The following is a 13,434-nucleotide window of genomic DNA, read 5'->3' on the forward strand; positions in this document are numbered from 1 at the left end:
TCCGGGACGGGCGGTGTCACCGGTTCGGGGGCGGGCCGTCGATCGGGCGCCCCAGGACACCCGGCCGCCGCTGCCACGGCCTGGGGCCGCCCGGCGGGCGGTAGCCGACACCCAGCGCGTCGAGCCGCTCGTAGTGCACCTCCATCCGTCGCTCGAAGTCGGCGAAGTCCCGCTCCCGAGGGGCGGGCAGGGCGCTCCAGGCGACCTCGGCGAAGGCGGCGAGCCGGGGGAAGGCCTGGTAGTCCACGCGCGCGGAGTCCTCCATCACCTCGGTCCACAGGTTGGCCTGCGTGCCGAGCACGTGCCCGGCTTCCCCCGGTGTCAGCTCCGCGGGAACGGGTTCGAACCGGTAGACGTCCTCCAGGGTGCGCACGAACCCGATCGGCACGGGCTCGTCGACGCCGCCGTCCTGCCGGTGGTCCAGGTACACCTGCTGCTCGGGGCACATCACGACGTCGTGCCCGGCCCGCGCGGCGGCGATCCCGCCCGCGTAGCCACGCCAGGACGACACGGCCGCCCCGTCCGCGAGCCCGCCCTCCAGGATCTCGTCCCAGCCGATGAGCCGACGCCCGCGCGCGGACAGCCAGGTGTCGAAGTGCCGGATGAACCAGGACTGGAGCTGGTCCTCGTCGGCGAGTCCGAGTTCCCTGATACGGGCCTGCGCGGCCGGCGACCGCCGCCACTGGTCCTTGAGGCATTCGTCACCCCCGACGTGAACGAACTCCGAGGGGAACAGCTCCAGCAGTTCCTCGAAGACCCCCTCGTAGAAGCGCAGGGTGTGGTCGGTGGGGGCGAGTACGTGGGGACTGATCCCCCAGGTGTCCCAGACGGGGAGAGCGGCGCCCCCCTCGGCGGACCCGGTGACGACATCGGTGTTGCCGAGTTCCGGATATGCGGCGATCGCGGCCTGCGAGTGGCCGGGGAGGTCGATTTCGGGGACCACGGTGATATGCCGCTCGGCCGCGTAGGCGACGATCTCCCGGATGTCGTCCTGCGTGTAGAAGCCACCGTGCGGCTTCTCGTCCCACAGCGGCGAGGCCCGGTGGCCGAATTTCGTGCGCGCCCGCCAGGAACCGACCTCGGTCAGCCGGGGATACCTCTCGATCTCGATCCGCCAGCCCTGGTCGTCCGTCAGATGGAAGTGGAAGACGTTGAGTTTGTGCGCCGCCATCAGGTCCAGGTAGCGCAGAACGCCGTCCTTGGGCATGAAGTGCCGGGCGACGTCGAGCATCAGGCCGCGCCAGCGGAAGCGGGGCGCGTCCTCGATGATCTGGTGGGGGACGCCGTAGCTGATCCCCGGCCGCACCGGGGCGCGCCGGAAGGCGTGCCGGCCGAGCAGCTGACGCAGCGTCTGCGCGCCCCAGAAGACGCCGGCCGGGCTTCCGCCGCGGATCTCGATGCCCCACGTGGTGAGGACGCTCAGCTTGTACGCCTCCGGCTCCAGCGTGTCGTCCAGACACAGCCGCACGGAGTCGCGCGCGTCCCGCGGGCCGGGTCGCAGGGGCACGCCGAAGGCGGCGCCGAGGGTGGCGCGCAGCCAGCGTTCGGTGCCCTCCGTGCCGGGCGCGGCCCACACGGTGGTGTGCTCGTCGACGACGACACCGCAGCGCTTGGGGCCGTCGACGGCACGGGGCGCCGGGACGAGGTCGACGAGGTCGAATGCAGAAGGCACATCAGTCCTTTACCGCGCCGCCCAGTCCGGAGACCAGCCGTCGCTGCACGAGTACGAAGAACACCAGAACCGGAATGGTCATGACCGTGGAACCCGCCATCACGCCGCCCCAGTCGGGGTCGTCCGGCTTGTAGAAGACGAGCAGGGCCATCGGCAGGGTCGACTGCGAGGTGTCGCTGATGATGAAGGACTTGGCGAACAGGAAGTCGTTCCAGGCGGAGATGAAGGAAAACACACTCGTGGCCACCAGTCCCGGCAGGACGAGCGGGAAAAGGATCTGCCACAGAAATCGCGTACGGCTCGCCCCGTCAAGGTACGCGGCCTCCTCCAGTGCCTCCGGAACGGCTTTCACGAATCCTCTCAGCATCCAGATCGCGAAGGGCAGCGAGAAGGCGATGTGAGGCAGGATCAGGGCCCCCAGGGTGTTCAACTGGCCGAAGTCCCGCATGAGGAAGAACAACGGGATCGTCAGCGCCTCCACGGGCACCATCTGGGCCACCAGGAACATGATCAGCAGGGTGGTGCGGAAGCGGAACCGGAATCGGGTCACGGCGGTCGCGGCGAGAAACGCGATCACCCCGGAGGCGATCACCACCGTGCCCGCGACGACGAGGCTGTTGAGGAAGTAGCGGCCGAATTCCTGCTGCCCGAAGACGCGCCGGAAGGAATCCAGCGAGGGCGCGAGCGTCCACGGCCGCGGCTCGCTCGAGCGGATCTCCCCGACCGGTTTGAAGGCGCCCAGCACCATCCAGTAGAGCGGGAAGGCGACGACCACCGCGACCAGCAGCGCGCAGGCCTCGGCGGCGAGCCGCCACGGACGGGCAGCCAGGCCCCGCACAGCGCGCACGCCTGCTCCTTTCACAGCTCCTCCCCGTGCCGGCGCAGCAGCCGCAGATACACCAGGGTGACGGCGAGCAGGATCAGCAGCATCACGACGCCGATCGCCGAGCCGAGGCCGTACTGCGAGGACGCGAAGGCCTGCTGGTAGGCGTAGACGTTCAGGACGAGGTTCTGCCCGGCGATGCCGCCCCCGTTGGTCATCACGTAGATCTGGGTGAAGACCTTGAAGTCCCAGATGACCGACTGGATGGTGACGACCACGAGGATCGGCCGCAGCATCGGGGCCAGTACGGACCGCCAGATCCGCCACTGCGAGGCGCCGTCCAGGGCGGCCGCCTCCAGGACCTCGGACGGCACGGAGCGGATCCCGGCGTAGACGGTGACCATCACGAACGGGAAGGAGCACCAGACCACTTCGAGCAGGACGAGGAAGAAGGCGCTGAGGCGGCCGTACGTCCACGAGTGGTCGCCGAGACCCAGCAGCCGGTTCACCGGGCCGAAGTCGGGGTCGAACAGGAACAGCCAGACCGTGGAGCCGGTGACCGCGGGGGTGGCCCAGGCGCCCGTCGCGGCCAGCATCAGCGCGAGCCGCGGCACGGTACGCACGCGCGTGAGGAGCACGGCGAGCGCGCAGCCGACGGCGAGGGTGGAGACCACACAGGCCGCCGCGAAGACGACCGTCGACGCGAGCACCTGCCAGAACAGGTCGTCGGAGAAGACGTCCGCGTAGTTGCCGAAACCCCGGAAGGCGGTGGGCTCCCCGCCGCTGACCTGGGCCTGCGTGTAGCGGAAGAGCGAGATCAGGCCGAGCTGGTAGACGGGGTAGGCGAGCAGGGCGGCCAGGACGACGAGAGCGGGCGCGAGGTAGAGCCAGGGCGCCGTGTCGCGGCGCCCGCCACGACCGGCCCCGGGGCGCGGGGCGGCATCGGATGCGCGGCGGTCGCCGGGTGGGCGCGACCGGCCACGTCCGGCCCGCGGTCGCTCACGAACCTCGACCCCCGAGCTGTCGGGCGTCACCGGCGTCACCCGGCGGAGCCGAACGCGGCGTCCATCTTCTTCGCGGCCTCCGTCGAGGCGGCGGCCACGTCCTTCCTGCCGCTGACGACCTCCTGGAACATCGTCGGCAGGACCAGGGAGGAGTCGATCTGCGACCACGCGGGCGACGCGGGCACGAACCTGGTCCCGGCGGCCAGCGTCTGCACGAAGGGCTTGACGAAGGGTTCCCTGGCGGCGGCCTGGTCCCGGACGTCCGTGAACGTGGGCAGGAAGCCCATCGCGTCGAACAGCGAGGCCTGGGTCTTCTTCGAGGCGAGGGCCTCCATCAGCCGCACGGCGAGGGTGCGGTGCGAGGTGCTCTTGAGCACACCGATGTTGTTGCCGCCGGCGAAGGCGGGGGCGATCGAGCCGGCCGTGACCCCCGGCAGCGGCACGACGGCGTACTCGCCCTTCACCTTGCCGGCCTCCACGGCCGTGTGGCTGAAGTCGCCGCCGATCGCCATGCCCGCCTTGCCCGCGGCGAACGCGGTGACGGTGTCGTTGCCGCCCATGCCCGCGCACTTGGCGGCGGGACAGTTGTCGTCGGAGAACAGGGACGTGTAGGCGGCGATGCCCTTCCGGGCGGCCGCGCTGTCGATGCCGGAGGCGTACGAGCCGCTCTTGCCGGTGGCGAGTTCACCGCCGTTGGCCCAGACGAAGGGCATCGCGCCGTAGGTGTAGGCGCCGCCGACCACCAGGCCGTACAGATCGGGCTTCTCGGCGCGGATCCTGCGGGCGGTGGTCGCCAGCTCGGCCATGGTCTTCGGGACTTCCAGACCGAGCTCCTCGAAGACGTCCGTGCGGTAGTACAGGGCGCGGACGCCGACGTAGAAGGGGGCGCCGTAGAGCCTGCCGTCGACGGTGACGGACTGCTTGGCGGTGGGGTCGGTCGCCTTGGCCTCGCTCCAGTCGCCGAAGTCCTCCGTGACATCCAGGAGTCCGCCGTCGTGGACGTAGCCGGCCGTGTCGGTGTTGCCGTACTCCATGACGTCGGGAGCGGACGCGGGGTCGTTGAAGGCGGCCTTGACGCGCTGGGCGCGGGTCTCGACCGGGATGTACTCGACGTCGACCTTCGCGCCCTTGTGGGCCTTCTCGAAGGCGGCGACGACCGAGTCGACGACCTGCTCCTTGGGCTTGTTGCCGACCTCCTGGAACAGCCAGACACGCAGGGTGCCCGTCCTGTCGTCGGTGTCGGAAGAGGAGTTGTCGGACGTCTGGGGGGCGCAGGCGGCGACGACCAGGGCGGCGGCCGCGAGCGCGGTGAGTCGGGCGGGGAGCTTCATGGCGCGATCCTCCGAGCGTTGCAACATATGCAATGATGGTTTCGCTCTGCACAACACATCGGAGGCTAGGGAGTACATGAACACGCCGACAAGAGGTCTCAACCACTCTGTGACCACCTGACGCATCCCGTGCAACGACAAAGGCGACACGTCATGTCAAGACATGACACCGGGACGCCAAAGGCCCCCGGGGCGCGTCACAGCGCGCCCCGGGGGCCTCGGAAAATCCCTGCGGCTACTTCTTGTCGCCGCCCTTGCCCTTGTCGTCGCCGCCGCCGGCCATCGACTCGAAGATCTCCTTGCACATGGGGCAGACCGGGTACTTCTTCGGGTCGCGACCGGGCACCCAGACCTTGCCGCACAGCGCCACCACGGGCGTCCCGTCGAGGGCGCTCGCCATGATCTTGTCCTTCTGGACATAGTGGGCGTAGCGCTCGTGGTCCCCGTCGCCGTGCGACACCTGCGGCGTCGGCTCTACGAGGGTCCCCGTCCCAGTGCCTCGCTGGGGCTGGGTCTCAGGCTCAAGAGTGCTCATGGCGCCAAGCGTACTGAAGCCGGGCACCGAGCTCACACCGTCAGTTCAGCGAAGCGTCGTCCGGATACGTCGCCACCATCGCGAGTTCGCTGCGCTGGCGGCGCAGCACCTCGCGCCAGAGTCTCTCGGGGGACGGCGAGGAGACGTCGCCGGGTTCGGACTCCACGACGTACCAGGCGCCCTCGCCCAGCTCGTCCTCCAGCTGGCCCGGGCCCCACCCGGCGTACCCGGCGAAGATCCGCAGGGAGCCGAGGGCCGAGGCCAGGAGCTCCGGCGGGGCCTCCAGGTCGACGAGGCCGATCGCGCCGTGCACCCGGCGCCAGCCGAGCGGGGTGCCGTCGACGGCCGCGCCACCGGGGATGACGGCGATTCCGAGGGCCGAGTCGAGGGACACCGGGCCGCCCTGGAACACGACGCCGGGTTCACCGGTGAGATCCGCCCAGCCCTCCAGGATGTCGCTCACGCCCACCGGTGTGGGCCGGTTGAGGACGACACCGAGGGAGCCCTCCTCGTCGTGGTCGAGAAGGAGCACCACCGCACGGTCGAAGTTCGGGTCCGCCAGGGCGGGCGTTGCCACGAGCAGCCGCCCCGTGAGCGAGGACACCTCGGTCATGCCAGACATGATCCCGCATCTTCCCGCGAAGTGGGGAGGCAATGCGGGCACACGGGACGCGCACGGGCGCGGTCCGGGCGCACAGGGCCGCGGGGCGGGCGACGGTGACCCCATGTGCCCGGTGGGAAACGGTTCGTGTTGTGACACAGCTATGACGTACCTGGGTGGTCCCTGGGCTTACGGGACAGGGGGCGACGGCGATTACTCTGTCTCATCTGGCCCTGCCTCCGACACCAACGGCCCTTGCCCCAATCCACCATCCATGGAACGCGAGATACATGACCGTCAACGGCTCTGACGACGTACTGCTTGTCCACGGCGGCACCCCGCTCGAGGGCGAGATCCGTGTCCGCGGTGCGAAGAACCTCGTACCCAAGGCCATGGTCGCCGCCCTGCTGGGCAGTGAGCCGAGTCGGCTGCGCAACGTTCCGGACATCCGTGACGTGCGGGTCGTCCGCGGCCTGCTCCAGCTGCACGGAGTGACGGTCCGGCCGGGCGAGGAGCCGGGCGAGCTGGTGCTCGACCCGACCTACGTGGAGAGCGCCAACGTCGCCGACATCGACGCCCACGCGGGTTCGAGCCGGATTCCGATCCTGTTCTGCGGCCCGCTCCTGCACCGCCTCGGCCACGCGTTCATCCCGGGCCTGGGCGGCTGCGACATCGGCGGCCGGCCCATCGACTTCCACTTCGACGTGCTGCGGCAGTTCGGCGCGAAGATCGAGAAGCGGGAGGACGGCCAGTACCTGGAGGCCCCGCAGCGGCTGCGCGGCACGAAGATCGTGCTGCCCTACCCGTCGGTCGGCGCGACCGAGCAGGTCCTGCTGACCGCCGTCCTGGCGGAGGGCGTCACCGAGCTCGCGAACGCGGCCGTGGAGCCGGAGATCGAGGATCTCATCTGCGTGCTCCAGAAGATGGGTGCCATCATCGCGATGGACACCGACCGCACGATCCGCATCACCGGTGTCGACAAGCTCGGCGGCTACAACCACGCCGCCCTGTCGGACCGCCTGGAGGCCGCCTCCTGGGCTTCCGCGGCGCTGGCGACCGAAGGCAACATCTACGTCCGCGGCGCCCAGCAGCGCTCGATGATGACGTTCCTGAACACCTACCGCAAGGTGGGCGGCGCCTTCGAGATCGACGACGAGGGCATCCGCTTCTGGCACCCGGGCGGCCAGCTGAAGTCCATCGCGCTGGAGACGGACGTCCACCCCGGCTTCCAGACCGACTGGCAGCAGCCGCTGGTCGTCGCCCTGACGCAGGCCACGGGCCTCTCGATCGTCCACGAGACGGTCTACGAGTCCCGACTGGGCTTCACCTCCGCGCTCAACCAGATGGGCGCCCACATCCAGCTGTACCGCGAGTGCCTCGGCGGCTCCGACTGCCGCTTCGGGCAGCGCAACTTCCTGCACTCGGCGGTCGTGTCGGGCCCCACGAAGCTCCAGGGCGCCGACCTGGTCATCCCCGACCTCCGCGGCGGCTTCTCGTACCTGATCGCCGCCCTCGCGGCCCAGGGCACCTCCCGGGTCCACGGCATCGACCTCATCAACCGCGGCTACGAGAACTTCATGGAGAAGCTCGTGGAACTCGGCGCGAAGGTCGAGCTGCCGGGCAAAGCACTCGGCTGAGCCCTCAACGCCTCACCCCGGCCGGGAGGGACTCCCTCCCGGCGGGGACGGCCTCCCTGCCTGCCTGGCGGCAGGGAGCCCGGGCAGGCACAAGCACCGGCCCGGGCGGCGCGTGAGGCCGCGTCTGAGCGCACAACGATGGGGCGGCACCCGGAAGACCGGGTGCCGCCCCATCACGTTGCCTACGCGCCGTACACCGTGCGGTGAGGCGTAGACGGCAAGGTCACTTGCCCTTTGCCGCTTCCTTGAGCTTCGAGCCCGCGGAGACCTTGACGCTGTAGCCGGCCGGGATCTGGATCGGGTCACCGGTCTGCGGGTTGCGGGCGGTGCGAGCGGCACGGTGGGTGCGCTCGAAGGTCAGGAAGCCGGGGATCGTGACCTTCTCGTCGCCCTTGGAGACGATGTCGCCGACGACCTCGGCGAACGCGGCCAGCACTGCGTCGGCGTCCTTGCGGGTCACCTCGGCGCGGTCGGCCAGCGCGGCCACCAGCTCACTGCGGTTCATGTTGTTACTCCCGTGTTCTTCTTGCCGTTGCGGCGTGCCACGCGGCGGAGCCGCATGTTGGGCACAGCGAAGTCGTTGTGCACGCGCCCAGAGACGCATCCTGCCCCTACCAGCGGCGCGAAAGCCAATCCGGCACCCGCTCGGAGTCGTGAGACAACCCTTGGGAGTCACACGAAGGGTGGTTGGTCGGGCGCAACCCTAGAGGGCCGTCCGCGACGCGAGGTTCCACGACGCGCCGTCACAGGGGCCACCGTGGCGATCCTCACAGCCCCCGCCACGGGGATCTTGACGGCCCCCGTCCACTCGCATGCCCAGGCCTACGAGGCTGACACCCCCGCCGCCCTGGCGGCTTCCCGCACCGCGCCCGCGACCGCGCCGGCGACCTTGTCGTTGAAGACGCTCGGGATGATGTAGTTCGGGTTGAGCTCGTCGTCGCTCACGACCTCCGCGAGGGCCTTCGCGGCCGCGAGCATCATCTCCGTGTTGACGGTGCGGGACTGCGCGTCCAGCAGGCCGCGGAAGACGCCCGGGAAGACCAGCACGTTGTTGATCTGGTTGGGGAAGTCGGAACGGCCGGTGGCCACGACGGCGGCCGTCTGACGGGCGATCGCCGGGTCGACCTCGGGGTCCGGATTCGCGAGCGCGAACACGATCGCGTCGTCGGCCATGGCGGCCACGTCGTCACCGTCGAGGACGTTCGGGGCGGAGACGCCGATGAAGACGTCCGCGCCGCGCACGGCCTCCTTCAGGGTGCCCGTGAGGCCCTCGGGGTTGGTGTTGTCGGCGATCCAGCACAGCGCCGAGTCCGGGGCCGCGTCGACCAGGTCCGCGCGGTCCGCGTGGACGACACCGTGGATGTCGGCGACGACCGCGTTCTTGACGCCGGCCGCGAGCAGCAGCTTGAGGATGGCGGTACCGGCCGCGCCGGCGCCGGACATGACGACCCGCACGTCGCCGATGCCCTTGTTCACGACACGCAGGGCGTTCGTGAGGGAGGCGAGGACGACGATCGCGGTGCCGTGCTGGTCGTCGTGGAAGACGGGGATGTCGAGGGCCTCGCGCAGCCGGGCCTCGATCTCGAAGCAGCGGGGGGCGGAGATGTCCTCGAGGTTGATGCCCGCGAAGCCGGGGGCGATGGCCTTGACGATCTCGACGATCGCGTCGGTGTCCTGGGTGTCCAGGCACAGCGGCCAGGCGTCGATGCCGGCGAACCGCTTGAAGAGGGCCGCCTTGCCCTCCATGACCGGCAGCGCGGCCTTCGGGCCGATGTTGCCGAGGCCCAGCACGGCCGAGCCGTCCGTCACGACCGCAACGGAATTGCGCTTGATGGTGAGGCGGCGCGCGTCCTCGGGGTTCTCGGCGATCGCCATGCAGACGCGGGCCACACCGGGCGTGTAGATCATCGAGAGGTCGTCACGGTTGCGGATGGGGTGCTTGGACGCCATCTCGATCTTGCCGCCGAGGTGCATCAGGAACGTACGGTCGGAGACCTTGCCGAGGGTGACGCCCTCGATGCCGCGCAGCTGTACGACGATCTCGTCGGCGTGGGCGGTGGAGGTGGCGGCGATGGTGACGTCGATGCGGAGCTTCTCGTGGCCGGACGCGGTGACGTCGAGGCCGGTCACCGAGCCTCCGTGGGACTCCACGGCCGTGGTGATCTGGGAGACCGCCGTTCCGCTCGCGGGCACCTCCAGACGGACCGTGATCGAGTAGGAGACGCTGGGCGCCGTTGCCATGGCCGACTTCCTCTGCACTGCTGGGTCGCGGGTTTGCCGTCCGATCGTCGCACCTACCGACGAGTACGTGAAAGCCGCCCCGGATTGCGATCGTTTTGTTCTCAATCAAGTCGGCGAAGCCGCCGGGAGGAGGCCCGGAGAGGCCCGGGAGAGGGCAAAGAGAGAGGCCCACATCACACGTGATGTGGGCCTCTCTCTTTGTTCACGACACCGGCCCGCCATGCTCGCCTCGCGGCAAGTGGTCGCTCGTAGCGACGAAGGTTGGGCCCGGGGGCTTGGATCGAGCCGGTGTCACGACCAGGCTAACAAACGGATGGCCGAAGACCATTCCCGTGCGGGCAGTTCACAGGAAACGGTCGGCCGTTCAGTCCCTCAGGAGGTCCGGGACGCCGTTCGCGTCCGGCTCGTCGCGGTCCCCGGAGACGACCGTGAGCTGCTGCGTCGCCCGGGTGAGGGCCACGTACAGCACCCGCAGGCCGGCCGGGCTCTCGTCCGCGATCTCCGCCGGTGAGACGACGACCGTGGCGTCGTACTCCAGGCCCTTGGCCTCCAGGCTGCCGAGGGCCACCACGCGGTCGCCCAGTCCGGCGAGCCAGCGTCTCGCCTCCTCGCGGCGGTTCATGGCGACCACGACGCCGACGGTGCCGTCGACCCGCTCCAGCAGACGCTGCGCCTCCGCGCGGACGGTGGCGCCCAGCGTGTCGGTGACGGCCTCGAAGCGGGGCACGACCCCCGTCGACCTGACCGCCGACGGGGATTCGGCGCCGGGCATGGCCAGGGCCAGCACCTTGGCGGCCAGCTCGGCGATCTCGGCCGGGTTGCGGTAGTTCACGGTCAGCTGGAAGCGGCGGCGCGGGCGGGTGCCGAGGGCCTCGTCGCGGGCCTCGGCCGCCTCGTCGGGGTCGGACCAGGAGGACTGGGCCGGGTCGCCGACGACCGTCCAGGTGGCGTGCCGGCCCCGGCGGCCGACCATGCGCCACTGCATCGGGGTGAGGTCCTGAGCCTCGTCCACGATGACGTGGGCGTACTCGGTGCGCTCCTGGGCGAGCCGCTCGGCGCGCTCGCGCTGCGTCTCCTCGCGCACCGGCATCAGCTCCTCCAGGCCGGTGAGCTGGTCCAGCGGGTCGTACTCGCGCCGCTTCTTCGGACGGAACGGCGCGCCGAGGATCGCCTCGAGCTCGTCGAGCATGGCGATGTCGTGCACCGAGCGCCCGTCCCGCTTGAGGGCGCGGGCGACCTTGCGGACCTCGCCGGGGTTGAGGATGCGCCGGGCCCAGCGGCCGAGCCGCCGTTCGTCGGCCATCGCCGCGAGGACGGCCTGCGGGGTCAGCTCGGGCCACCAGGCGTCGAGGAAGGCGATGAACGCGTCCTCGCTGGTCACGTCCTCGTCGAAGGAGGAGCGCAGCTCGGCGGCGAGCTCGGGGTCGCTGTGCCGGCCGGCCGCGCCGGAGCGCTCCCACAGGGCGTCCAGGAGCAGTTTGCGGGCGCGGGGGCGCAGGAGGTTCACCGGGGCGGTGCCGCTGAGGGCGCTCTGCCGGACGCGGTCCAGGTCGGCGGCCTCCAGCTCCAGGCGGCGGCCGAAGGCGACGACCCGCAGCCGGGTGGGTGTCCCCGTGGGTGCGGGGGCCGCGCCGGTCTCCTCGTCGGAGTCGCCGAAGGACAGTTGCGCCGGGGCCCGGCCGCCGCTCTCCAGGGCGCCGCGCGCCGCCTTGCGCAGCACCTTCAGCATCCGGTACGACCCCTTGGCCCGGGCCACCGCCGGGGAGTCGTACAGGGTGGCCTCGGCGCCGTCGACGAGGGAGCCGATGGCACGGATGGCGACCTGGCCCTCCTCGCCCAGCGAGGGCAGCACGCCCTCGGTGTACGCCACGAGCAGCGGCGTGGGCGAGACGATCAGGATGCCGCCCGCGTACCGGCGCCGGTCCTGGTAGAGCAGATAGGCGGCCCGGTGCAGCGCGACGGCGGTCTTCCCCGTTCCCGGACCGCCCTCGACGTAGGTCACGGAGGCGGCGGGGGCGCGGATGACCAGGTCCTGCTCGGCCTGGATGGAGGCGACGATGTCGCGCATGGTGTGACTGCGGGCCTGTCCGAGGGCGGCCATGAGGGCGCCGTCGCCGATGACGGGCAGTTCGCCGCCGTCCAGGACCGCCTTCAGCTCGGGACGCATCAGGTCGTCCTCGACGCCGAGGACGCGACGCCCCTTGGAGCGGATCACGCGGCGCCGTACGACGCGCCCCGGGTCGACCGGGGTGGACCGGTAGAACGGTGCCGCGGCCGGTGCCCGCCAGTCGATGACCAGCGGGGCGTATTCGGAGTCGAGGACTCCGATACGGCCGATGTGGAGCGTTTCGGCGATGTCGGCGGTGTTGTCGGGGCGGACGGCCCCCTCGGCGGGCTCGACGGCGGTGTAGGCGCCGTCGGGGCCCTTCTTGCCGTCCTTCCCGGCGAGCAGGTCGATCCGCCCGAACAGGAAGTCCTCGAACTCGTTGTTGAGCCGGTTGAGGTGGACGCCGGCGCGGAACACCTGGGCGTCCCGCTCGGCGAGGGCGCCGGGCGTGCCGACCTGGCCTCGCTTGGCCGCGTCGTGCATCAGGAACTCCGCCTCGTGGATCTTCTCCTCGAGGCGCCGGTACACCCGGTCGAGGTGTTCCTGTTCGATGCCGATCTCTCGGTCCCGCACCGAATCCGGCGCGGTGTGCCGAACCGATCCGACCGCGGTTTCCTGCTGTGCCTGAACGGCCACCGGGCCCCCTTCTGACGTGCTGGGCAGCCGTCAACCGTACGCGAAGGGGACCCCGTGTAGGAAGTTACGCGTCGATCTGGACGAGCTTCTTGCCGTCGAAGGTCATGACCTCGAAGTGGTCGATCTCGTTGGTCTTGAAGGCGGCGCCGCCCACGACGTAGAGCGGGTTCTTGGCCTGCTCGGTCTTGGCGTTCGCGATGCCGTAGCCCCACTCCGGGACCGACCAGGAGGAGACCGTCTCGCGCTCGCCGTTCTTGCCGACGGCGATGAGCGAGCACTTCTCCGGGCCCGTCACGTTCTTCAGCTCGACGCCGATCTCCGTGCCCCACGCCTTCTCGCCCATGGCGACGGTCGCGGAGACCTTGGAGGCGGAGTCGGTCGCGGAGACCCGGTCGCTGAGCGTCGCGAAGGTGTCCTTGGCGGCGTTGGCCGACTTGGTGGAACTCGCCTCGGTGCTCTTGGTGCCGCTGTCGCCGCCGGTCGCCGCCAGCACGGTGAGCGGACCGCCGATGATCAGCGCGGCCGCGGCCGCCACCAGGAAGAACGAGCGGCGGCGCTTGACCGCGCGGCGCTCGGACACCTCGTCGACCAGCCGTTCCGCGAGCCGCGGGCTGGGGCGGGCGGACAGGGACTCGCCGATCGCGGGGGTGCCGGTGCCCGGCAGGTCCGCGAGGGCGGCCAGCATGGGTTCCATGCCGGCGAGCTCGTCGAGCTGCTGGGCGCACCACTCGCAGCCGGCGAGATGCATCTCGAAAGCGGTTGCTTCGGCGTCGTCGAGAATCCCGAGGGCGTAGGCGCCGACGGTCTCGTGTTCGCTCGGGCTCGGAGATCCCGTAGATCCCTGCAT

General features: G+C 70.5%; 11 protein-coding genes. 1 reads left to right on the forward strand and 10 read right to left on the reverse strand.

Going from position 1 to position 13,434, the window contains the following annotated elements; translation table 11 throughout:
* Positions 1 to 16 precede the first annotated feature (16 nt).
* The 6 genes from ASD48_RS06620 to ASD48_RS06645 all read right to left on the reverse strand — a co-directional run bounded on the left by ASD48_RS06620 (position 17) and on the right by ASD48_RS06645 (position 5,978).
* A complete protein-coding gene (locus ASD48_RS06620; protein ID WP_057600439.1) occupies positions 17 to 1,672 on the reverse strand; it encodes a beta-N-acetylhexosaminidase in 1,656 nt (551 codons plus the stop codon).
* A gap of 1 nt (position 1,673) precedes the next feature.
* The gene (locus ASD48_RS06625; protein WP_057600441.1) at positions 1,674 to 2,519 is read right to left on the reverse strand and encodes a carbohydrate ABC transporter permease; all 846 of its coding nucleotides are present in this window, start codon (positions 2,517 to 2,519) and stop codon (positions 1,674 to 1,676) included.
* An 11-nt stretch (positions 2,520 to 2,530) separates the two neighbouring features.
* Positions 2,531 to 3,355, reverse strand: coding sequence for a sugar ABC transporter permease (locus ASD48_RS06630; RefSeq protein ID WP_242432549.1), 825 nt, complete (start codon positions 3,353 to 3,355; stop codon positions 2,531 to 2,533).
* A 179-nt stretch (positions 3,356 to 3,534) separates the two neighbouring features.
* A complete protein-coding gene (locus ASD48_RS06635) occupies positions 3,535 to 4,830 on the reverse strand; it encodes an extracellular solute-binding protein (protein ID WP_057600443.1) in 1,296 nt (431 codons plus the stop codon).
* Between the two features lie 235 nt (positions 4,831 to 5,065).
* Positions 5,066 to 5,365 (reverse strand): DUF3039 domain-containing protein, encoded by a 300-nt coding sequence (locus tag ASD48_RS06640; protein WP_078616040.1) that lies wholly within the window; start codon positions 5,363 to 5,365, stop codon positions 5,066 to 5,068.
* Positions 5,366 to 5,405: 40 nt separating this feature from the next.
* Positions 5,406 to 5,978 carry a YqgE/AlgH family protein gene (locus ASD48_RS06645; RefSeq protein WP_057600444.1) on the reverse strand — a complete coding sequence of 191 codons (573 nt, stop codon included), beginning with the start codon at positions 5,976 to 5,978 and terminating at the stop codon, positions 5,406 to 5,408.
* Between the two features lie 278 nt (positions 5,979 to 6,256).
* Between ASD48_RS06645 and murA the strand changes: the two genes are divergently transcribed.
* A complete protein-coding gene (gene murA / locus ASD48_RS06650) occupies positions 6,257 to 7,603 on the forward strand; it encodes a UDP-N-acetylglucosamine 1-carboxyvinyltransferase (protein ID WP_020132410.1) in 1,347 nt (448 codons plus the stop codon).
* A 223-nt stretch (positions 7,604 to 7,826) separates the two neighbouring features.
* Here the strand turns inward: murA and ASD48_RS06655 are convergent, their stop codons facing one another.
* The 4 genes from ASD48_RS06655 to ASD48_RS06670 form a co-directional block, all read right to left on the reverse strand.
* Positions 7,827 to 8,108: an HU family DNA-binding protein gene (locus ASD48_RS06655; RefSeq protein WP_004000874.1), complete on the reverse strand. Its 282-nt coding sequence runs from the start codon at positions 8,106 to 8,108 to the stop codon at positions 7,827 to 7,829.
* 317 nt (positions 8,109 to 8,425) lie between these two features.
* Positions 8,426 to 9,844, reverse strand: a complete 1,419-nt coding sequence (locus tag ASD48_RS06660) for an NAD-dependent malic enzyme (protein WP_057600445.1) — start codon at positions 9,842 to 9,844, stop codon at positions 8,426 to 8,428.
* A gap of 364 nt (positions 9,845 to 10,208) precedes the next feature.
* On the reverse strand, positions 10,209 to 12,587 hold the full coding sequence (locus tag ASD48_RS06665; protein WP_057600446.1) for a UvrD-helicase domain-containing protein: 2,379 nt from the start codon (positions 12,585 to 12,587) through the stop codon (positions 10,209 to 10,211).
* A 64-nt stretch (positions 12,588 to 12,651) separates the two neighbouring features.
* Positions 12,652 to 13,434, reverse strand: a complete 783-nt coding sequence (locus tag ASD48_RS06670; RefSeq protein WP_054240246.1) for a zf-HC2 domain-containing protein — start codon at positions 13,432 to 13,434, stop codon at positions 12,652 to 12,654.

The sequence above is a fragment of the Streptomyces sp. Root1310 genome, from assembly GCF_001426425.1.
Lineage (GTDB): Bacteria > Actinomycetota > Actinomycetes > Streptomycetales > Streptomycetaceae > Streptomyces.